Source organism: Dyella silvatica (assembly GCF_026283955.1).
GTDB lineage: Bacteria > Pseudomonadota > Gammaproteobacteria > Xanthomonadales > Rhodanobacteraceae > Dyella_C > Dyella_C silvatica.
Map to the genome: position 1 here is coordinate 22,461 of NZ_JAPDPE010000032.1, position 19,768 is coordinate 42,228.

Here is a 19,768-nt window from a genome sequence, read left to right on the forward strand (position 1 = left end):
AGTTAGCGCAGCGGATTACTTCGAGGTCGCCGCTTTAGCCGCCTTGGCCGCCCTCTGCTCCTTCATCCACTGCTGAAGCTCCGGTACATGCGGCAGCTCGCGCAGCAGTTTCGAGCGCGGGTCGACAATGACCAGCGTGCCGGCCGGGACATCGAGATGACCCTCGTCGTGCTCCATCGGCAGCGTGCGCACGCTTTCGCCCACCTGTACCTCCACCGGCAACGGGAACGGCTTGTCGTGCGGCACCACCCAGCGCAGGTTCAACGTGTCGCCTTCGCGTTGCACATCAAGCTTGGGCAGCGTGGCCTCATACAGGTAAACGTTGAAGAACCAGCTCAGGTCACGGCCGGTCACCTGGTTGACGATATCGATGTAGTCGCGCGTGTTGGCATAGCGCGGCGTGAAATTGCCCGGCTGCGGATCGGGGCGGCCGTAGACCAGCCGGCGAATGCTTTCAAAGAACGCATGATCGCCGATCAGCTGCCGCAACGAGTGCAGCATCAACGAGCCCTTGTAATAAATATCGTTGCCAGGGCCGCTCTTGGCGTCATAGACCTGATGCTCGAACTGGCTATGGCCGGCGACCACCGGATACGCGTTTTTCAGCTGGATACGCTCTTCGTGCAGCATGGTGAAGTACGGCATGTCGCCATAGAGGTACTGGCCATACAGCGGCTGCATATAGGTGCCGAAACCCTCGTGTATCCACATGTCGTCCCAGTCGGCATTGGTGACCTGATTGCCGAACCACTCATGCGAAAACTCGTGTTGCAACAGCCAGTCGAAGCCAAACGGGCCCTTGGCGTAGCCATTGCCATAGGCATTGATGGTCTGGTGCTCCATGCCTAGGTGCGGTGTTTCCACCACGCCCATTTTTTCGTCGCCAAATGGATACGGACCGATCTGCTGCTCGAAGAAATCCAGCATGTGCGGAAACTCGGCGAACAACGCCTTGGCCTGCTGCTCGTTGTGCTCATCGCCATGCAGATGCCAGAACTGCATCGGAATCGTATTGCCGTAGTGGCTGCTGTACTTCGCCTCTAACAGCTCGAAGGGGCCGACGTTGATCGAGATGGCGTAGGTGGTGGGGTGCTTGGCACGCCAGTGATAGGTGCGGCGATCGCCTTCGTCTTTGATCTCGACCAGCACACCGTTGCCCGGAGCCACTAACGGTTTGGGCACCGTCACATAGAGATCGACCAGGTCCGGTTTACCCTGCGGATGATCGATGCAGGGCCAGAACAAGTCGCAGCCTTCGCCTTCGACCGCGCTGGCAACCCAGGGCTGGCCGTCCGGCGTCTTGCTCCAGACAAAGCCGCCATCCCAGGGGGCATGTTGGGCGACATGGGGCTTGCCGCCGTATCGCACTTCCACCTCTACTTTGCCGCCGACCGCCAGCGTCGCCGGCAGCTGGATTCGCAGCCGGCCGTCTGGATTGCTCCAGGCGCTGTTCGCCAGCGGCTTGCCATCCAGCACGATCGCACTGATCGGCAGGTTGTGATCCAGATCCAGCAGCAACAGGTCAGTGGCCGCGCGAGCGGTAAAGGTCAGGGTGGCGCTGGCGTCGATACGCTGCTGCGCCGGATTCACCGCGATATGCAGCGCCGCGTGATCGAAATGCACACGGGCCTGCTCGGCCGGCATCACACCACCCGAGCGTTCCGTCTGTGCGCTCAACGGCGGCTGGCTGGGTACGGGCGCTGCTTTGTTGATGGGTTTGTCGGCGGCCCAGGCGGCGCTGGAGCCGAGCAGGGTGGCAAGTGCAAGGGTAAGCAGGCGAGGGCGCAGAGTCATGGGCGGAGGCTGATGGGCGAAGCTTCGCAGAATGGCAGCGAATGCCCGGCAGGGGTATCGCCGAAAGTCATGCTTTGCATCTCCCTCCCCGATAGCGGGGAGGGGTAAGCGCGTCGCTCAGCGCGTATAGCGCTTCTGCAAGAAGGCAAAGAACGCACGCACACCCATGGCCTCGCCGCCACGCGGCCGGCCCGGCCGATCGGCATCGTTCCAGGCGTAGGTGTCCAGATGCAGCCATGGCGTGGTGTCGGGTACGAAGCGCTCCATATACAGCGCGGCAGTGATCGCGCCGGCGTGGCGCGAGGGGCCGCCATTGGCGAAATCGGCCAGATACGATTCGAGCATCTTGCGATACGGCCGCCACAACGGTAGCCGCCATAGCGGGTCATTCACGCTGCGGCCGGCCGCCAGCACGGTATCGGCGATGTCGTCGCGGTTGCCGAACAGGGCCGGTAGATCGGGGCCAAGCGCCACGCGCGCGGCACCGGTGAGGGTGGCGAAATCCAAGATCAGGTCGGGCTGCTGTTCGGCGCCATAGGCCAGGGCATCGCATAAGACCAGGCGGCCTTCGGCGTCGGTGTTGTCGATCTCCACGGTGAAGCCGGCGCGGGTGGTGATGATTTCGCCTGGGCGCATCGCGTTGCCTGACACGGCGTTTTCCACCGCCGGGATCAGCAAGGTCAGCCGCACCGGCAGTTTGGCCTGCATGATCAGGCCGGCCAGCGCGATGGCGTGCGCCGCACCGCCCATGTCCTTTTTCATCCAGCGCATGCCGTCGGCGGATTTCAGGTCCAGACCGCCGGTGTCGAAGCACACGCCTTTGCCGACCACCACCAGCTTCGGATCGCTGGATTTGCCCCAGCTCAATTCGACCAGCCGTGGCGCGCGATGGCTGGCCCGACCTACCGCGTGGATGGTGGGGAAATTCGCCTTGAGCAGTTCGTCCCCCACCCACTCATGCACCTTGGCTTTGTGGGTTTTGCCGAGTTGCTTGACGGCCTCGGCCAGCTGCTTGGGGCCCATGTCTTCGGTCGGTGTATTGACCAGATCGCGCACCTGCGCGGTGGCGGCAACCAAGGGCGCTAGCACTTTCAGGTCGGCGGCGTTCACCGCCAACTTGGCGGGCGCACGCTTGGCCTTGCGGTAGCGAGTAAATTCATAGGCGCCAAGCGCCCAACCCAGGGCCGCCTGCTGGGCATCGGCCAGCACGCTTTCGTCCGCCAGGTGATAGACCGCATCGGGAAGCTGGCGTGGCAAGGCCGCGAGCGCACCGAGCGAATCATTCGCTTCCACGCCAACCAGTACGCGCACCAATTTACCGCTGGCATCGGCGAGCAGGGCAAAGCTGCCGGGTGCGGCCTCAAAACCGCTTTCGGCCAACCAGCGACGCTGTACAGCCGTGAGGCGGCGGCGAGTGGCGGTGTAGTTTGCCGTGTCGGTGGTTTCGATGGCGATGCTTTGGCGTTCGCCGGATTTGCGTTCGATCAGGGAAGACATACAAGGTCCAAACGGGGGCGTAAGTAGGTGATGAGCGTAGCGGCAATGCGGGCAGGATGGCGGATTGAATCTTCGGGACGCAAATGACGGGGCGTTGGCGGACCGTGATGGGCTGTCACTACGGGCAGTGGCTTCACCGATGTTGGGTATCGCTGCGCTCAACCCAACCTATCCAGCCTGGGCGCTCGATCTTCCGTGCGTGGGCTTCTACGAGGCGTGATGCGCTTCCAGCCAATCGGCCAGGGCGGTCATGTCATGCAGTTCGAGATCGGGTGCGGCGCCGAGCGCGTTCGGCCAACGCTCGCCGGTGCGGTTGATCCAGGCAGCGTGCAGGCCAGCGTCGCGTGCGCCGACTACATCCAGTTCGGGGTCATCGCCGACATGCAGGATATGCCTCGGCGCGATGCCGAGCTGTTCGGCGGCGAGATGAAAGATTCGGCGATCGGGCTTGAGGGTGCCGCTGTCGCGGGCACAGACATGGTGCGCGAAATGCTCGCGGATACCGATGCGGTCGAGATCGGCGTTGCCATTGGTCAGGCTGGCAATAGGCCAGCGCGCGGTAATGCGTGCCAGGGCGGGCAGGCTGTCGGGATAAAGATCCACGCTGTTACGTGCGTTGAAATAGATATTCCACAGCGTATCCAGCGGCACCTCGTGGATACCGCAGGCGGCAAACGCTTGCTGCAGCGTGATGTGCCGCTGGGTGGTGAAATCGTGCGCCAGATCTGGGCGCTCCAGGGCGACCTTGGCACGCAACTCGCGCATCGCGGGTATCGGCCAGGCGGCGGCAACGGTGGGGTAATGGGCACGCAGATAAGCGTCGAGTTCGCTATCCGCACGCTCCAGGGCCGGCATCACCGGCCACAGGGTGTCGTCGAGATCGAGGGTTAGGGCAAGAATGCATGCGCGTCAATGCGCACTCAGCGGCACATCAGCGTGCACTGACGCGCAGTACCTGGCCTGGATGCACGGTGTTGTCTTTGATGTGGTTCCAGCTACGCAGCTGGGCCACGTCCACGGAATGCTTCTTGGCAATCGAATACAGGGTTTCGCCATTGCCGACCTTGTAAGTCTTGGCCGTGGCGGCGGCCACCGGCTTGCTCGGCTTACTGGCGGGCTCCGCGGCGGCGACCTTGCTGCTCTGCTTGGCCGCCTTGCCGGTGCTTTCCTTGCTGATGTCTTCTTTGGCCGGCGCCGGCTTGTTGCTGGCCAGTTTGCCGTAGCTGACATAGACGTCGCTGGTGACCTTGGCGAAATCGGCACCGTGGGCCGATGCATTGCTTACCGTGATCGCGTCGCCATGCACACCCTTGAGGCTGGCTGGTGCGCTCGATTCCACGCTGCCGGTGACGCCAGCCAACTGCGGCTCATCCTTCTTGGCATTGCGTGCTTCCAGCGCCTGTTTGGCCTGCTGGGTGAGTGCCGAGGTTGGTGCCACCGCCGAACGGGCTGCCAGCGTCGCGCCAGGAGCGGCGAGCGGGGTTTCGGTGCCACTGCTCGGGCGTGCGCCCACTTCGGCAAGAATCTTGGCGCGGCGCGAGCTGTCCATTGCCACCAATGCCTCGCCGTCGGCGTACGGACCCAGCTCATGCGAGCGCAGCACCGACTTCACCGTATCGCTGGTGACGAAGTCGACGAAGGCCTTGGTATCGGCGGCTTTCGGGCTATTGGCATTAGTTACCAGGTACAGCGGGGTAAACAGCGAATAGGCGCCGCTGCTGATGGTTGCGCTGCTTGGTGCAACGTCATCGATCTTGAGGATTTTTACCTTGCGGTTGTTATGCACGCCGGCCAGGGTGGTCGCGCCCAGCGACTTGGAGTCCAGCGCCACGGCTTCTTCCAGCTTGGCCGTATTCACGTACAAGCGAGGTGCGGCCACCGGCTGGTTGCCACGACCGAACAGTAGGCGGCGCAAGCTGTGTTCCACGCCGTCACCGGGGCTGGCCACGGCGTATACGTTGATCAGCTCGTCCTTGCCGCCGAGGTCTTTCCAGTTGGTGATCTTGCCGTAGTAGATATCGTGCAGCTGGCTCAGCGTCAGGCTGTTGACCGGATTGGACGGGTAGGTGATCACCACCAGCGCATCCCAGGCCACCGGCGTGAACTCTAGGCCGCTTTCGCTGCCGCCGGCGCTGCCGCGTGCGCTGCCGGCGAGGTCGGCGGTGCCGCTGGCGACCGCTTCCAGGCCCGAGGCGGTATTGAACGATTGCAGTTCAATCTTGCCCTTGCCGGACTTCTCCCAGGCCTTGGCCACATCGACAACCACGCCGCGTGCGGTGGTGACATCGCCGCGCCATACCAGGGTGGGCCCGGCCGCCATGGCAACGGTCGTGACGCAGGTGCCGATCAAGGCAAAAGAAAGAAGGCGAGCAAGGCGGAAGGACATGGTGTTGGGAAATCCAGGGCGAAGTGATGGCGATCGCATGCAGCCATCCGAAGCGTGCAAGCAGGTGACGAAGATTCGGTATTTCAACTGCCTACGAGCAAAACATCAAGCACGGCTGCAGATTTGCGTTTAAGTAATGATTGACGGTGAAGAACTGGGCGGCCAGGTCCGGGTCGTTTCGTAAGCCCCCTGCGCTTACTGCAGATCCACGTAGCGAAGCCCACCGTCTCCGGCCACGATCAACACCAGTTGGCGTGGATTGACGCCGGCGAGGCGTTGTAGCACACGCAGGCTAGGGATGCGTAAATTGCCCACCGCGACCACGATGTCATTCGCCTGCAAGCCTGCTTTGGCCGCTCGGCTGCCCGCATTGACGCCGCTTACCGTGACACCGGTAATGCCTTGGCCGCGCTGGTTTTGTGGCAGCTCACTAAAGGTAACGCCGGCCAGGCGCTGATCCAGTTTGCCGCCGTCGAGCGTGGCTAGTTTCTCCGCTGCCAGAGTGGCGCGTACTTCGCGGCTATTACCGCCGCGCATGACGCTTAAGCTGACGGTGCTGCCGACCGGCAACAGGCCCTCGGCGTTGCGTAGATCCTGCGGGCTGCGCAGCGGTTTGCCGTCGACCGCTGTCAGCACGTCGCCCACTTGCACTTCAGCTCTACCGGCGGGCGAGTCGGGCTGTACTTGCGTCACCACCACGCCGTTGCTGCTTTTCAGGCCAAGTGCCTGCGCAATGCTCGGCGTAATGTCCTGCGTTTCCAGCCCCAGGTTGCCGCGGCTGACCTTGCCATGCGCAACCAGCTGCTGCATCACCTCAAGGGTGAGGTTGCTGGGGATGGCAAAGCCGATGCCGACGTTGCCGCCCGACGGCGAGAAGATCATGGTATTGATGCCCACCAGTTCGCCGCGCAAATTCACCAGCGCGCCGCCGGAGTTGCCGGGGTTGATCGAGGCATCCGTCTGAATAAAGTTTTGAAAGCCCGAGCCACCCAGGCCCGAACGGCTCAATGCCGAGACAATGCCCGACGTCACCGTTTGCCCCAGGCCGAAGGGGTCACCCACCGCCACCACGAAATCACCGACGCGCAGCTTGGCCGAATCGGCCAGCGGCAGCGCCTGCAAGTTGCTCGCTTGAATTTGTACGACGGCAACATCGGTATCGGGGTCGGTGCCGATCAACTTGCCCTTGACGTCGCGGCCGTCCTGCAAGGTCACCGTGATGTCATCGGCACCGCCCACCACATGGTTATTCGTCAGCACATAACCCTTGGCCGCATCGACGATCACGCCCGAGCCGAGACTTTGCGAGATGCGTTCGCGTGGCTGCCCGCGCAGTCCAAAAAACTGGCGCATCATCGCGTCGTCGAAAAACGGATCGCGTACCCGCACACGCGTCTTGGTTGAAATATTCACCACCGCCGGCGTCACTTTTTCCAGCATCGGTGCCAGCGAAGGCAGCGGTTGACCATCCAGTGCAGGTGGCAAGGCGGCGTGCGCAACGATCGGCAAAGCCGTGCCAGACAAGCTGATTAACGCGGCGGCAAACCACGTAACAAGCCGATGGACGGGACGGACGTGCATAAGGGCTCCTTGACTGGATGGCAGCGGTAAAAACGAACGCGGGTTTGACTCATAACCTGCGTGACGGTTCCGTAGACAAAAAGACTTTACATCGGGCGGGTGCGAGGGTAACTTTCAACTCCGTTCGCAACCACAATATCTTGTGTGTTGGTGCCAGGGTAAAACCCAAGTGTTGTTATTGGCGCCACGGTTGTAGGGAGCATTGTCGCAGTCCAGGCAAGGATTCAGGCAGGACGCCTTCGGGCGAACGGTTTGATAGCACTGGCTGCACGGGGGCCCCGTCGCGAATGGCTAAGCCGATCAGAATAAAAACCAACGGGGCCGTGAAGGCCATACCGAGAGGTCAGGAAGCCGATGAGCATCGTGCGAGCACAAGCCGTGGGATCAAACAGTAATGGATCAGATGTAAGTCGCGATGCCGCTGCGGCGATTCCGTTGCAGCCAGCGTCCTATGACATCTGGGATAAAAAGTATCGTCTGAAAGCGAAGTCGGGCGAGCCGGTCGACGGCAGCGTCGATGAAACCTATCAGCGTGTCGCACGCGCGCTGTCCGAAGTCGAAGCCACGCCCGAACTGCGCGAACACTGGTTCGAGCGTTTTCTGTGGGCGCTGCGCCGCGGTGCGATTCCCGCTGGCCGCATCACCTCCAACGCCGGCGCGCTGGCGCACAAGCCCGCCACCTCGACCATCAATTGCACCGTGTCCGGCACCATCCGCGACTCGATGGACGACATCCTCGAGAAAGTGCACGAGGCCGGCCTCACGCTGAAGGCCGGTTGCGGTATCGGCTACGAGTTCAGCACGCTGCGTCCGCGCGGTGCCTACGTCTCCGGCGCGGGTGCTTACACCAGCGGCCCACTGTCGTTCATGGATATCTACGACAAGATGTGTTTCACCGTGTCGTCCGCTGGCGGTCGCCGCGGCGCGCAGATGGGCACCTTCGACGTCAGTCATCCCGATGTGAAAGAGTTCATCCGCGCCAAGCGCGAGGATGGCCGCCTGCGCCAGTTCAATCTGTCCCTGCTGATCACCGATGGCTTTATGCAGGCGGTGGAGCACGATCAGGATTGGCCGTTGGTGTTCCCGATCCATGTGAAAGAACAAGACGAGAACGACCTCACCGACGCAAGCAAAGTGGTGTGGCGCGAATGGCCCACCCACGAAAACTACGTCGGCCGCGACGACGGCCTGGTCGCCTGCAAGATCTACGGTCAGATCCGTGCGCGCCATCTGTGGGACATGATCATGGTCTCCACCTATGACTACGCCGAGCCGGGCTTCATCCTGATCGACAAGGTCAACGAGATGAATAACAACTGGTGGTGCGAGCACATTCGCGCCACCAACCCCTGCGGCGAGCAGCCGCTGCCGCCGTACGGCTCCTGCCTGCTGGGCTCGGTCAACCTCACCACCTTCGTGCGCGATCCGTTCGGCCCCAAGGCGCGTTTCGATTGGGACGAATACCGCGAGGTAGTGAAAATCTTCACCCGCATGCTCGACAACGTGGTCGAGATCAATGGCCTGCCGTTGCCGCAGCAGCGTGAAGAAATTCTCTCCAAGCGGCGCCACGGCATGGGCTTCCTCGGCCTGGGCACCACCCTGACCATGCTTAAGCACCGCTACGGCAGCGCCGAGTCGGTGGCCTTTACCGAAGATGTGTCACGTGAAATGGCCGTTGCCGGTTGGGAGGTCGCGCTTGACCTGGCCAAGGAAAAGGGCCCGGCACCGATCTTGCTGCGCGACTTCACCGTTACCGGCGACATGCTGCGCAAGCGCCCCGAAATGGTCAGTGACGGCTACAGCGTCGGCGACACCATTCCCGGCCGCCTGCTGCACGCCAAGTACAGCCGTTACATGCAGCGTATCGCCAGCATCGCGCCCAACCTGGTCGCCCAGCTCGCCGAGACCGGCGCACGCTTTACCCATCACAGCTCGATCGCCCCGACCGGCACCATTTCGCTGTCGCTGGCCAACAACGCCAGCAATGGCATCGAGCCCAGCTTTGCCCATCACTACTCGCGCAATGTGATTCGTGAAGGCCGCAAGACCAAAGAGAAGGTCGAGGTGTTCAGCTACGAGTTGCTCGCCTACCGCGCGCTGATCAATGCCGACGCCATGCCGTTCAGCACCGATACGCTGACCAAACTGCCGGACTACTTCGTCGCCGCCGACGACATCAGCCCGAAAGAGCATGTCGATATCCAGGCCGCGGCACAGTTGTGGGTCGATTCGTCCATCTCCAAAACGGCGAATGTACCCACCGACTACCCCTACGAAGATTTCAAAGACATCTACTTTTATGCCTATAAACAAGGCTTGAAAGGCTGCACGACGTTCCGTTTCAACCCCGCCGCATTTCAGGGCGTGTTGGTGAAAGAGTCCGACCTGGAAAGTACCCTCTACCGGTTCGAGCTAGAAGACGGTAGCGTTATCGAACTGAAAGGCAACGAAGAAGTGGAATACGATGGCGAGATGCACACCGCCGCCAATTTGTTCGATGCTTTGAAGGAAGGCTATTACGGTAAGTTCTAAATGTGCGGCGCATGCGTAGAATGGCTAACATTGAAGAGCTAGCAGTAAACGCGTAAGCCTTGCGTAGAAGGTTCACGACAAATACCAAATCCATGTCGGAGGGGAACACAGTATGTCCATTGATCTCGACTTTGAAGTACAAGAAAGCGTCATCACCATGCCACCGGAAGCGCCGCAGGTTGTTGAAGCCGTGAGCGAGCCCGCACCGGTTGCCGCACCCAAGAAAGCCGCCAAGCGCAAGCCGGCAGCGAAAAAGCCCGTAGCGAAGAAAGCCGAGGCGCCCAAGGTCGAAGCCGCTCCCGCTGCAGCGCCGAAGAAGGCTGCCGCCAAAAAGGCTGCTCCCAAGAAAGCCGCCAAGAAAGCTGCACCGGCCAAGAAAGCCGCTGCCGCCAAGAAAACCGCGAAGAAGGCTGCCGTGAAGAAGGCCGTCAAGAAAGTGGCCAAGAAAGCCGGCGCCGCTAAAAAGGCCGTGAAGAAAGCGGTCAAGAAGGTTGCCAAGAAGGTCGCAACCAAGAAAGTTGCTGCCAAGAAGGCGGTCAAGAAGGTCAGCGTAAAGAAGGCCGGCGCCGCCAAGAAAGCGGTGAAGAAGGCCGTCAAGAAAGTTGCCGGTAAGGCAAAGGTCGCCAAGAAAGCGGTGAAGAAAGCCGTTGCCAAGGTTGCCAAGAAGGCCGGCGCAAAGAAGGTCAGCAGCAAAAAGACGGCCCACAAGGCCGCACCAAAAAAGGCGGCAGTTAAAAAGTCCGCCAGCAAGAAAGTCGCCGCTAAGGCGATCAAGAGGTCCACTGCCAGCAAGAAGCTGAGCGTCAAGGCAACCCGTAAACCGGTTGCCAAGAAGGCCAGCCGTAAAAAGTAAGTCGTTACCGATCCGGCCCGGCCTTGTGCCGGGCCGGATTTTTCATCCGCGCCGCGCGCCGCCAAAGCTCACCAGAAGAAGCACACACCATGGCGATCAAGATCGAAACCAAGATCAAGGGCTACCAAGTCGTCAAGCCCGAAGACAAGGCCGCGCCGGCCGCCGCCCCCGCCCAGCCGCCAGAGGCACCCAAGGCGGAAGTGATCCAGATGCACGAGAGCCTGGAGCGTCCCGAGACGCTGGTTGGCTCCACCTACAAGATCAAGTCGCCGCTGTTCGAGCACGCGTTGTACGTCACCGTCAACGACATCGTGCTCAACGCCGGTACCCCGCACGAACAGCGCCGTCCCTTCGAGATCTTCATCAACTCGAAAAACATGGACCACTTCCAGTGGATCGTGGCGCTTACCCGCATTCTCTCTGCCGTATTCCGCAAGGGCGGTGACGTTACCTTCATCGTCGAAGAGCTCAAGGCCGTATTCGACCCTCGCGGCGGCTACTTCAAGGCCGGCGGCATCTACATGCCCAGCATCGTGGCCGAGATCGGCGGGGTGATCGAGCAGCACATGAAGATGATCGGCCTCATCCACGACCCCGAGATGAGCGACTCCACCCGTGCCCTCATCGCCGAAAAGCGCGCCGCCTACGAGGCCGGCGCCGCCGCAAAAAAAAACTCTGAAATAAGCGCTGCCCCGGCGATAGCGGCGGTTCCAGCCGCTGCACCCGCTGCCGATAGCGCTGATTCCAACGGCTTCCCGCCCGGCGCCAGCCTTTGCCACAAGTGCAATACCAAGGCGCTGGTGCTGATGGACGGCTGCCAGACCTGCTTGAACTGCGGGTACAGTAAGTGCGGCTAAGGGTACCGGTGGTGCAGAGGTCAAAAGGCCTTGGACCAGTCACGCGGCTCTGCGGCTGACTCACGCTGCGGCGGATGGCAGGAGTTGCTGCCGCGGTCTCTATGCCGGCATTGCTGAGCTCCATCCGCAACGCCGAATGTTATAGAGCTACCCGGCTTGCTCTCTATCGCTGCATCGTGAGCTTTTCGGCATCAGCCAGCGGGCTTATCTGACGTCCGAACTGAGAATGTGACAGTGACATCCGGGTTGACGATGGTCTCCCCGGTGGACGTGAGTTGGTATTCGCCTGGACTTGCCGCGTAGATTGATCTTGTATCGGGCGATATTTCTCCAGATTACGGCGCTGGCGGCGGCATAAAGGGCCCCAGCACGCTGGTGCCGCAATAAGGGCAAGGTTGACCCGGCTTGCATATCGCAGAAGATGATAGCCCGCGAATGGGCAGCCGGCATTGCACGCAGAGGAATTCGTTGACCAGGCTTCTGTCGCCGGCGGGCACATACCTAACGCCCAGCTCGTCAAACTCAATGACCCACCATTGAGCATCGTGGTCGTACTGGGCGGTTCCGTGTCCCTCGAGATCTTCCTCATCGTCTGACCAGTCCACGGCGATCAGCGGTAAACCCTCACGCAGTATCAGGCCCGCATTGGCAAGGTCGCGAAGAGAGCCCCAAGTGTCCAATACAACGGCAAGTCGTTGAGGGTTTCTGGGGCCATCAACCAGCCCGTTAAAGTCGGCATAGATGCGTGTTGCTGGCATGGGGGTATTGTCATTCATGGCGTGGTGCCTTTGACCTTGGAAGATAGCAAACGATCTCCAGGTTATGAGGCAGATTGTTGGTGTTATTTAAACGGATGTCGTATTTGGCTTTAATGGCCGCCATTCCTTGGCGAATAAAAAAGCTTCGTTTTGATATCGCCTTTCATCATCTTGCCGCCGATCGACAGGGGAGTAGTATCGCCGGCCGGGGGGAGTATCCACGGGAGGGGGAAACCTATGCTGCGTCATATTGCGTTATCTGCATGCCTGGTCGCCGTTGGGGTATTGGGTTCGGCCGGGGCTGCCCGCGCCAACGTACAGCCTTGCTCGTACTGCGAACAATTAGTCGCAAATTGTGTTGCCTCGGGTCAGAGCCAGGCCCATTGCCAGGCCGACTATCTCGGCTGCTTCCGTCTTTGCACCAACGACCCGCCCCAAGCGCAGGCGACCGCTACGTTGCCGGTGGCTCCGGTGGCAACGATTAACCCGGCGATTCCGCGCGATCAGCGTTTGATTGCCGGATTAGAAGGTCCCTAGTGAGAGGGGCCTAAAACTAAGGCCATGCAAAAGAAGTGGATTGGCTTAAGTGCTATTTGGGCTTAATGATCTGCGCTTTTATCTTGGTTATGGCCGTGTAGATAAACAAGGGCGGCAGCCATGCCGCCCTTTGTCATACTCAATATAACAATCGCATTAGGTCGATTGCAGCTGGGGAATGGCATGGAAAACATGTGGCCGATACTTACTCTTTGCCTGCTGCTGTTGGTGTCTCCATGGCTTTCGTCGCTCCAGCACAGCAAGGATATCGACAAGCTGCTGGCGGCCTCGTTTCTCACTCAGGCCATTACCGTCAACGGCATTTCGCTGCCTGCTCGCCAGCTGTCGGTGCTGCATCGCGCGATGGGCAATATCATGCGCGGGCAGTTTTGGCCTGCCGTCACGTTCGATGCGAACTGGCTTTGCCGATCACCAGATGGCCAGTTCTGGTGCGCCATTGCCCAGGGAGAAACACAACACCAGCGATTGCTCATTACCTGGAGCTGGCGCTCATTGACCGAAGAGCGCGCGCGGGAGTCATTACGGCATGATGCCAAGGCGTATCGCGAAGTCTTTGGGCAAGACGATGATTCATCAAACAGGGAATGACATGAGCACGAATAATCCGTATCAGGCGCCAACGGCCGATGTGTCCACACCGATAACCGGCGGTGTCGGCATAGAGCAGATCGCCCGTGGGCAGAAGCTGGTGATCTACGCGGTGCTTACCTACCTTCTTGCCGCGGCGGCCAAGGCAAACCTGGCTTGGGTCGGTTGGCTCGTCCTGCTATGTGCGCTGGTGATGGGCTTGATCGGCATCTTTCGTCTTGCCGCGGGCATGGGTTACTCCACTGCGACAAAGATCATCCTGCTCATTCTCATGTTCGTCCCGCTGCTGGGCTTGATCGTGTTATTGGTGTTGAACGCCAAGGCCACCCGCAGGCTGCGTGTGGCTGGGTACCGGGTGGGCTTGCTTGGGGCGTCTCGCTGAAGCGCTAACGCTATTCAGATATTCATGGCAGACGAACTCAGGCGGGTTGCCACGATTTCGCTGCGAGGTCGATCGAAAGCGTGGCTCTCCCATCGGTCTCTGAGCCCTTTGTTTCTCTCCCAGGCGAGAGCGTTGAAAGGCCCCTCAATCGAGGGGCCTTTCATTAACTTCATTATCTCTGCTCGAAGCCGATCATGCAGCGGCTACGGGCGCTGCCACGCGGATACCGTGTCAACATCAAGATAGGAGGGCGCTGTGGCCCCAGGCTGTGCATTGAAGGAAATGATCACGTATGCCGTATTAGGTTGCAGCGTGACATTCCAAGAGCATTGGTCCTGCGCGACAGCCGCACCGCTACAGCTTGAGCTTATTTGCTGCAGATAGTTTACGAAGCCCCAGCTGGTTGGGTTGAATGTTGGACCAGCATCGCTCTTGATGCTATTTCGGTTCTGGTCGTACTCCGTTATAGCCATTCCAACATTGCGCATGCTGGAGCGGATATACGAGTTCATAAATAGTTGGCGGCCACCTTTGACTGGAAATTGGTTCGATACCATCCAGACGGCACCAGACGTCTGACTCGTCGAGACGCGGGCATAGTTGTAATTCGTCGAGGCATTGCCGACACCATATCCGGATTGTGATGAGAGCGTGGCAGGCACGGTGCCTCCAATAGACCACCCGGCAGGTGCTCCATTGCTCACGATTTCCATGTCAGGGTTGTAGAGAATCCCCAGTGCGGCAGAGACCCCGCCCATGACATCTCTTGGGGAGTTAGGGTTGGCGCCGAACGCTGGAGTCCGCTGCGCTGGTGCAATGGCATCCCAGATCAACCAGTTAAGGTAGTAAGACACGCCTGCTTGCTGAGCATCATTGATCGCATTGAGAGTGGCGCGCTGCTGTTGAAGCGTATCTGCTGATCCATTGGGGCTAGTGTCGCCCGTCTGGTAGCCGAACTCTCCCATGACGATGGCGGCGTCAGGGAAGATGCTTTTTACTGTGGCAGCCGCTTGCGAGGGCGTATTCGAGACGTAATTGGGGTACGTCTGCGGCGTGATGTAACTATGAAAATCGACATAGTCGAGATGACGCGTGCCTAGTTTTGGACCCGCCGCGTTATTGAGCGCAAATGCCAAGTCCGCCGCGTCAGGCGCCGCATTTAAAACAGATACTCCGCGCTTTCCATCTGGAACATTCGACCAGTCATACAAGAAGGATATGTACCACTGTGCGTTCGTGGTTTGCTGGAAGTACTCATTTTCCAAGTCGTAATAGATAACAGAATTCGCGTATGGCGAGGACTCAATGGCGCCTACGATTTTGTTCATCCACGTGGCGGTGTCATTGAGAAAGGCTGAAAATCCCTGATTGGTGTTTCCGTAAGCCCAGGCCCACCAAGGCAGACCAGAGGTTGGATCGTTGTCGCTGTAATAATTATTTCCAAAGGTAACGATGACACTTATATTTCTGTCGGCACACAGTTTGAGAAAAGACGGAAGGTTTCCGGAAATCTCAGTGAGCTGACTGTTGAACTGGCCGCCATTGCCACTGGATACGGTGAAGCCGCTGACTTGGGGCCAGAAGAATATGCGAATCACGCCGCCGCCCAAGCTGGAGATATGGTCGAGATCCGCTTGAACCGTGGGGCTCAAGCTCGGCCAGTTCGCGTTGTAAAGCGTGTCATCGCCATGGCCTGCGGGCCAATAATCAAAGCCAAAGGTGTTCGCCGGAGACGCCTGAGTGGTGACGCTTGACCAGGCCAGGATATTGGAGTGCGCCGTCCCCTCATAAAGCCGGAAGACATAGGTTTGGCCTGAAACAATCCAGGGCGCCGAGACGCTGCCGGAGGCTCCTTGCGCCATAAGCGTTTCCTGGCCGCCGGGATTCGATACGTAGACTTGGGCATCCGCAGTGCCTGATGTGGTCCACGATATGGTCGAGCTACCCAAAGCGCCTTTTTCGATAACTAGGTGTGAGGGGCTGGAAGATATCGATCCGCTGGCGGTCGCAAGTGCATCGAGGCTAACGCCAAAAAAAAGTATGGCCTGCAGAAAAAAAGTCATCCATCTATAACGCTTCATTCTCGTCTCCTTAGTGAGAGCCATAGCTGCAAATGGATAAGGCCATTTGGACTATTGAGTCACTCCAATGATCGCGTCTCAATGTTACGTTCTTCAATCATGTTCTTGGTTTTTCGAATTGCTAGGTCATTGATCGTCGCTGGTGCCGATACACGCGAGCCTCTGTCTTCTGATGCACCTAGGCCGAGGGATAGCTCAGGCATAGGCAACTGATGGCAAGCCCATCAATTTATGTTCTTCGATACCGCATGGGTCTCGCTATCTTCACGGCGCATCGCGGCGAAGTCATGCTTGTAGATCACCCACGCTTGCTCAAATAAACATGCATCGCACGCTCGCCGGCAACATGCCTGCTGCATTCATAGCCCAGCGCACGCATATCGATGCCGTGAAAAAGATGCTCGCCAGAGCCGAGCAGGATGGGGCGGACGGCGAGATGCAGTTCATCGATCAACGCCGCTTGCAGATACTGGCGGATCGTGGCCACGCCACCACCGATGCGGATATCGCCACCGTTGGCGGCCGCGGTGGCTTGCTCCAGGGCGGCGTGAATGCCCTCGGTAACAAAATGGAACTCGGTGCCTCCTGCCATCTTCAGCGATGCACGCGGATGCTTGGTCAATACGAAGACGGGCGTGTGGTATGGCGGCTCGTCGCCCCACCAGCCCTTCCAGCTGTCATCAGGCCATGGGCCGCGCACTGGGCCAAACATATTGCGTCCGAGAATCCATGCGCCGATGCCGGCAAAAGCTTGCTCGGCAATACGGTTGTCGACGCCTGTTTCGCCGTCGTCGTGGCCCTGCATGGTTCGCCACATGCGGGTATGGAAAAACCACTCCATCAGTTCCATGCCGCCGACACCGAGTGGGTTATCCAGGCTCTGATTCGGCCCGGCGCTGAAGCCGTCGGTGGACATGGCGAAGCTTAGTACGCGGACTTTCGACATGACTTTCCTCGCGATGGGTCAGTGACAATGAACCGTTGGACGATGACGCAATGATGGAGATCCGGGAGGCAGACTATGGCAACGCCGGCTGAGATTAAAGACGAAAGGCGGCGATGTGCTTCATGCTGCGGCGCGACGCCACCGAAAAGCCAGTGCCAGCGATGCCGCCAAGGCCCCTAGGTCGAACCATACAAGCCAGTCGCCCCAGCGCGTATACAGCGTGTGCGTATCGCGCAACGGCAAGTCACCCACCAGCTCGGCGTCTCGCTGTTCGCTGGATGCCTCGGCCACCACCCGGCCGCGGTCATCGCTTAGCGTAAGGCGACCATTGCGCGCCGCGCGTGCCATGGCGAAGCCGCTTTCCACGCTGCGCATGATGGCCATGCGGCTGTGCAGCCAGCCGTCGACGATGAAATCGGACGCCGGCACTAGCAGCAGCTGGGTATTGCGCGTGGCGTAGGCATGGCCGGTGTCGTGGAAATCCAGATCCTTGCAGATCGCCAGCCCGATGCGTGGCGTGCCTTGCAGCAAGGTATAGCTGTCGCCAGGGGTGTATTCCTCAAGGCCGATAAGCAGGTGATGCTTGCTGTATGTGGCGGGCGAGGTGGCGCCCGGCTGCAACACGGTCAGCATATTGCGCGGGGTGCTGGGGTCGCCTTTGAAGTTGATGCCGGCAGCTACGGTCAGGCCGCGCTGTTTCGCCAGCTCTGCGAAGGCCGGCACGGTAGCGTCTGTGGTGGTGAGCGAGGTTTCCGGTATCAGCACGGTTTGCGCGCCGGCATTCGCCAAACGCGTCATGGCCTCCGCGTAACGCGCCTCCAGCGCCTGCCCCCTGGGTTCTTGCAGCGAAGGCATGATCGGCTTTTGCAGTGACGCCAGGCCGATGCGCATCGTTGTCGTGGCGGGTGCCTGTAAGCGCCAACTACCGTAGGCGACGGTGAACGCGATGCATATCGCCGCGATGGCAGCGGCCGACACGCGGCCCTGTTTGCTTGCCAGCGGTGCCGTCTGCACGGCTATCGCGGCGGGCACCAGCAACAGCAGAAAACTGATCGCCCAAATGCCGCCGATAGCCGCGACCTGGATAACCGGCAGCGCATCGATCTGGGTGTAGGCGATGCTGCCGAAGGTGCCATGCGGTGAAAGCAGGTTGTTGATGTACTCGCAGGCAACCCATAACGCCGGTGGCGCGAACGCCGCTGCCAGGGTGTGGCCACGCCACAGCAATCGCCGGTACAACAACACGCATAGCACGAGTATCAGGCTGGGCAAGCCGGTGGCATAGGCAATCACCGGCAGCGGCAGGCCGATATACGTGTGCATATAGGTCCACTGATTGAGCCCGCCGATGGCATAGGCCACAAAGGCGGCCAGCGCGGCCGATGGCGCGCTGACTCGCGGAGCCAGCCATAACACCGGCAGTGGTGCGAGCCAGGAAAGCCACCACAGCGGATGCAGGCCGCTGCCGAACCACCAGCCCAGAGCAGCCAATGCGGTCGCCGCCAGCCAGGCGGGTCGTACAAAACCATCAGGCCTTGAGGCCATGAATCAATCTCCCCAGTGATTGTTGATAAAAGGCACGAAACTGCGCCTCGTCATAGCTGAAACGACCCGCGCGATAGAGCACGATCAAGCCGTGCTGTTGCGCCCATATCGCCATGGCAACGTCATAGGGGTCGTCTTGTTTCAGCACGCCCTTGGCCATGCCGGCCTTGATCGCCTCGACCACGACGTTCAAGGTCGGCGAGTGGCCGGCGCGAAAATCCTCGGGATACAGCCGCGCATCGTCGCGGCGCACCGAAAAGGCGTGATCGAACAGATGCGGATGTCTTAGCGCATAGTCCAGGTAAGGGTCGGCCAAAGCCATCAAGCGCTTGAGTACATCCTTGCTTCGCGCACTCTCCTCCCACTCGTGCGCGACCGCGCTGAAACTGTCGTCAGAAAGCCTTTTCAGCAAGGCATCGCGATTGGGAAAGTGGCGGTAGATCGCCATGGGCGTAATGCCCACGGCATCGGCAACGCGGCGCATGGTTACGGCATCGGCACCTTCGCGATCGAACAGCTTGTGCGCGGCGCGGAGGATTTTTTCGGCAGTCGTTAAACGTGTCATGTATACAGTGTATACATGACGAGCGTGGCGATGCAACGCGTGACTTCCGGGCTATCGGGAATCGCCCATGATCGTTTGGCAAGCTGGTCATGGTGCGCTCTTGCATCAACAAGTGTTGAGCGCTTGCTGCAAGCGTTCATTCCCACAGATCAGGTTCGTCCCCGATCGCCTCTTGCAGGGCGCTCAGTTGGTGCATGCTTGCCGGGACACTTCGATGGCCTGAGCAGGGGTAACGGCATATGGCAAAGCGCAAGATATTGTGGGTCGGTGGGGCGGTTTTGCTTGCGGCGGCAGTCGCTGTCGCGGTGTTTCGGCCGGATCGCGCCCCAGCGGTGGGTGCCGGCATGGCGGCACATAATTTGTGCTCGGTTATTTTTGTCGGTGGCCAGGATGCGCAAGCCACTTATCGGGAACTGGTGGCGCCGATGCTCGGCAGTCCGTGGCAGCGGTTTTTGCGCTACAGCGTGGACCGTGCGAATCATCGGGTAGAAGCCTCATTTGCCGGGTTGGTGCATGCCCGCGCCGATTTCACGCCGGGTTACGGTTGTCGCCTGGTCTATCCGGAGAACCTGCCGTCGCCATCGCCGTTATCGGTTGCGCCGATGCCTGCGTCGGATGGATTTGCGCCAGCCGAAGCGGTGGTCAGCACCGATCCCTTGATCACGGCGGCGCTGGATCGCCTGTTTACCGAGCAGCCCGGGCAGTTGGTCAAAGACGTCAAAGCCGTGGTGGTGGTCAAGCATGGCCATGTGATCGCCGAGCGATACGCCGCGGGCTTTGGCGTCGATACACCGCTATTGAGTTACTCCGTTGCCAAATCTTTCACCAACGCATTGCTCGGCATC

Annotated in this window: 16 protein-coding genes and 1 pseudogene; 7 read left to right on the forward strand and 10 right to left on the reverse strand. The window is 60.1% G+C overall.

Annotation, left to right across the window (positions count from 1 at the left end):
- Nucleotides 1-15: 15 nt before the first annotated feature.
- From OUZ52_RS08590 to OUZ52_RS08610, 5 genes are all read right to left on the reverse strand, one after another.
- Entirely contained in the window at nucleotides 16-1,794 is a 1,779-nt protein-coding gene (locus OUZ52_RS08590; RefSeq protein WP_266157975.1) for a M1 family metallopeptidase, read from the reverse strand.
- Between the two features lie 117 nt (nucleotides 1,795-1,911).
- A complete protein-coding gene (locus OUZ52_RS08595; RefSeq protein ID WP_266157976.1) occupies nucleotides 1,912-3,291 on the reverse strand; it encodes a leucyl aminopeptidase family protein in 1,380 nt (459 codons plus the stop codon).
- 207 nt (nucleotides 3,292-3,498) lie between these two features.
- Nucleotides 3,499-4,191 carry an HAD family hydrolase gene (locus OUZ52_RS08600; RefSeq protein ID WP_266157991.1) on the reverse strand — a complete coding sequence of 231 codons (693 nt, stop codon included), beginning with the start codon at nucleotides 4,189-4,191 and terminating at the stop codon, nucleotides 3,499-3,501.
- Nucleotides 4,192-4,222: 31 nt separating this feature from the next.
- Nucleotides 4,223-5,677, reverse strand: a complete 1,455-nt coding sequence (locus OUZ52_RS08605; RefSeq protein ID WP_266157977.1) for a LysM peptidoglycan-binding domain-containing protein — start codon at nucleotides 5,675-5,677, stop codon at nucleotides 4,223-4,225.
- 195 nt (nucleotides 5,678-5,872) lie between these two features.
- Nucleotides 5,873-7,258 (reverse strand): DegQ family serine endoprotease, encoded by a 1,386-nt coding sequence (locus OUZ52_RS08610; RefSeq protein ID WP_266157978.1) that lies wholly within the window; start codon nucleotides 7,256-7,258, stop codon nucleotides 5,873-5,875.
- A gap of 354 nt (nucleotides 7,259-7,612) precedes the next feature.
- Between OUZ52_RS08610 and OUZ52_RS08615 the strand changes: the two genes are divergently transcribed.
- The 3 genes from OUZ52_RS08615 (at nucleotide 7,613) to OUZ52_RS08625 (ending at nucleotide 11,500) form a co-directional block, all read left to right on the forward strand.
- Nucleotides 7,613-9,790 (forward strand): adenosylcobalamin-dependent ribonucleoside-diphosphate reductase, encoded by a 2,178-nt coding sequence (locus OUZ52_RS08615; protein ID WP_266157979.1) that lies wholly within the window; start codon nucleotides 7,613-7,615, stop codon nucleotides 9,788-9,790.
- 112 nt (nucleotides 9,791-9,902) lie between these two features.
- Nucleotides 9,903-10,643 (forward strand): hypothetical protein, encoded by a 741-nt coding sequence (locus OUZ52_RS08620; RefSeq protein ID WP_266157980.1) that lies wholly within the window; start codon nucleotides 9,903-9,905, stop codon nucleotides 10,641-10,643.
- A gap of 89 nt (nucleotides 10,644-10,732) precedes the next feature.
- A complete protein-coding gene (locus OUZ52_RS08625) occupies nucleotides 10,733-11,500 on the forward strand; it encodes a TSCPD domain-containing protein (protein WP_266157981.1) in 768 nt (255 codons plus the stop codon).
- Between the two features lie 335 nt (nucleotides 11,501-11,835).
- On the opposite strand, the gene OUZ52_RS08630 is transcribed toward OUZ52_RS08625, so the two are convergent.
- On the reverse strand, nucleotides 11,836-12,276 hold the full coding sequence (locus OUZ52_RS08630; RefSeq protein WP_266157982.1) for a hypothetical protein: 441 nt from the start codon (nucleotides 12,274-12,276) through the stop codon (nucleotides 11,836-11,838).
- 219 nt (nucleotides 12,277-12,495) lie between these two features.
- On the opposite strand from OUZ52_RS08630, the gene OUZ52_RS08635 reads away from it, so the two are divergent.
- The 3 genes from OUZ52_RS08635 to OUZ52_RS08645 all read left to right on the forward strand — a co-directional run bounded on the left by OUZ52_RS08635 (nucleotide 12,496) and on the right by OUZ52_RS08645 (nucleotide 13,786).
- Nucleotides 12,496-12,795, forward strand: a complete 300-nt coding sequence (locus OUZ52_RS08635; protein ID WP_266157983.1) for a hypothetical protein — start codon at nucleotides 12,496-12,498, stop codon at nucleotides 12,793-12,795.
- Nucleotides 12,796-12,915: 120 nt separating this feature from the next.
- The gene (locus OUZ52_RS08640) at nucleotides 12,916-13,404 is read left to right on the forward strand and encodes a hypothetical protein (RefSeq protein ID WP_266157984.1); all 489 of its coding nucleotides are present in this window, start codon (nucleotides 12,916-12,918) and stop codon (nucleotides 13,402-13,404) included.
- 1 nt (nucleotide 13,405) lies between these two features.
- The gene (locus OUZ52_RS08645; RefSeq protein ID WP_266157985.1) at nucleotides 13,406-13,786 is read left to right on the forward strand and encodes a hypothetical protein; all 381 of its coding nucleotides are present in this window, start codon (nucleotides 13,406-13,408) and stop codon (nucleotides 13,784-13,786) included.
- A gap of 203 nt (nucleotides 13,787-13,989) precedes the next feature.
- Here the strand turns inward: OUZ52_RS08645 and OUZ52_RS08650 are convergent, their stop codons facing one another.
- From OUZ52_RS08650 to OUZ52_RS08665, 4 genes are all read right to left on the reverse strand, one after another.
- Nucleotides 13,990-15,867, reverse strand: coding sequence for a glycoside hydrolase 5 family protein (locus OUZ52_RS08650; RefSeq protein ID WP_266157986.1), 1,878 nt, complete (start codon nucleotides 15,865-15,867; stop codon nucleotides 13,990-13,992).
- Between the two features lie 298 nt (nucleotides 15,868-16,165).
- Nucleotides 16,166-16,813: a dihydrofolate reductase family protein gene (locus OUZ52_RS08655; RefSeq protein ID WP_266157987.1), complete on the reverse strand. Its 648-nt coding sequence runs from the start codon at nucleotides 16,811-16,813 to the stop codon at nucleotides 16,166-16,168.
- A 120-nt stretch (nucleotides 16,814-16,933) separates the two neighbouring features.
- Nucleotides 16,934-18,358, reverse strand: a complete 1,425-nt coding sequence (locus OUZ52_RS08660) for a nitrilase-related carbon-nitrogen hydrolase (protein WP_266157988.1) — start codon at nucleotides 18,356-18,358, stop codon at nucleotides 16,934-16,936.
- Nucleotides 18,342-18,923, reverse strand: a complete 582-nt coding sequence (locus OUZ52_RS08665; RefSeq protein WP_266157989.1) for a TetR/AcrR family transcriptional regulator — start codon at nucleotides 18,921-18,923, stop codon at nucleotides 18,342-18,344. The genes OUZ52_RS08660 and OUZ52_RS08665 overlap by 17 nt, the downstream gene beginning before the upstream one ends.
- Before the next feature lie 239 nt (nucleotides 18,924-19,162).
- Here OUZ52_RS08665 and OUZ52_RS08670 point away from each other — a divergent pair.
- A pseudogene (locus OUZ52_RS08670) lies at nucleotides 19,163-19,768 on the forward strand (serine hydrolase domain-containing protein); the annotation flags it as partial.

What these genes read in the sequence shown, in the direction of transcription:
- OUZ52_RS08590 (WP_266157975.1), bottom strand. Translation starts at nt 1,794, where the DNA reads ATGACTCTGCGCCCTCGCCTGCTTACCCTTGCACTTGCCACCCTGCTC.
- OUZ52_RS08595 (WP_266157976.1), bottom strand. Translation starts at nt 3,291, where the DNA reads ATGTCTTCCCTGATCGAACGCAAATCCGGCGAACGCCAAAGCATCGCC.
- OUZ52_RS08605 (WP_266157977.1), bottom strand. Translation starts at nt 5,677, where the DNA reads ATGTCCTTCCGCCTTGCTCGCCTTCTTTCTTTTGCCTTGATCGGCACC.
- OUZ52_RS08610 (WP_266157978.1), bottom strand. Translation starts at nt 7,258, where the DNA reads ATGCACGTCCGTCCCGTCCATCGGCTTGTTACGTGGTTTGCCGCCGCG.
- OUZ52_RS08615 (WP_266157979.1), top strand. Translation starts at nt 7,613, where the DNA reads ATGAGCATCGTGCGAGCACAAGCCGTGGGATCAAACAGTAATGGATCA.
- OUZ52_RS08620 (WP_266157980.1), top strand. Translation starts at nt 9,903, where the DNA reads ATGTCCATTGATCTCGACTTTGAAGTACAAGAAAGCGTCATCACCATG.
- OUZ52_RS08625 (WP_266157981.1), top strand. Translation starts at nt 10,733, where the DNA reads ATGGCGATCAAGATCGAAACCAAGATCAAGGGCTACCAAGTCGTCAAG.
- OUZ52_RS08630 (WP_266157982.1), bottom strand. Translation starts at nt 12,276, where the DNA reads ATGAATGACAATACCCCCATGCCAGCAACACGCATCTATGCCGACTTT.
- OUZ52_RS08635 (WP_266157983.1), top strand. Translation starts at nt 12,496, where the DNA reads ATGCTGCGTCATATTGCGTTATCTGCATGCCTGGTCGCCGTTGGGGTA.
- OUZ52_RS08640 (WP_266157984.1), top strand. Translation starts at nt 12,916, where the DNA reads ATGCCGCCCTTTGTCATACTCAATATAACAATCGCATTAGGTCGATTG.
- OUZ52_RS08645 (WP_266157985.1), top strand. Translation starts at nt 13,406, where the DNA reads ATGAGCACGAATAATCCGTATCAGGCGCCAACGGCCGATGTGTCCACA.
- OUZ52_RS08650 (WP_266157986.1), bottom strand. Translation starts at nt 15,867, where the DNA reads ATGAAGCGTTATAGATGGATGACTTTTTTTCTGCAGGCCATACTTTTT.
- OUZ52_RS08655 (WP_266157987.1), bottom strand. Translation starts at nt 16,813, where the DNA reads ATGTCGAAAGTCCGCGTACTAAGCTTCGCCATGTCCACCGACGGCTTC.
- OUZ52_RS08660 (WP_266157988.1), bottom strand. Translation starts at nt 18,358, where the DNA reads ATGGCCTCAAGGCCTGATGGTTTTGTACGACCCGCCTGGCTGGCGGCG.
- OUZ52_RS08665 (WP_266157989.1), bottom strand. Translation starts at nt 18,923, where the DNA reads ATGACACGTTTAACGACTGCCGAAAAAATCCTCCGCGCCGCGCACAAG.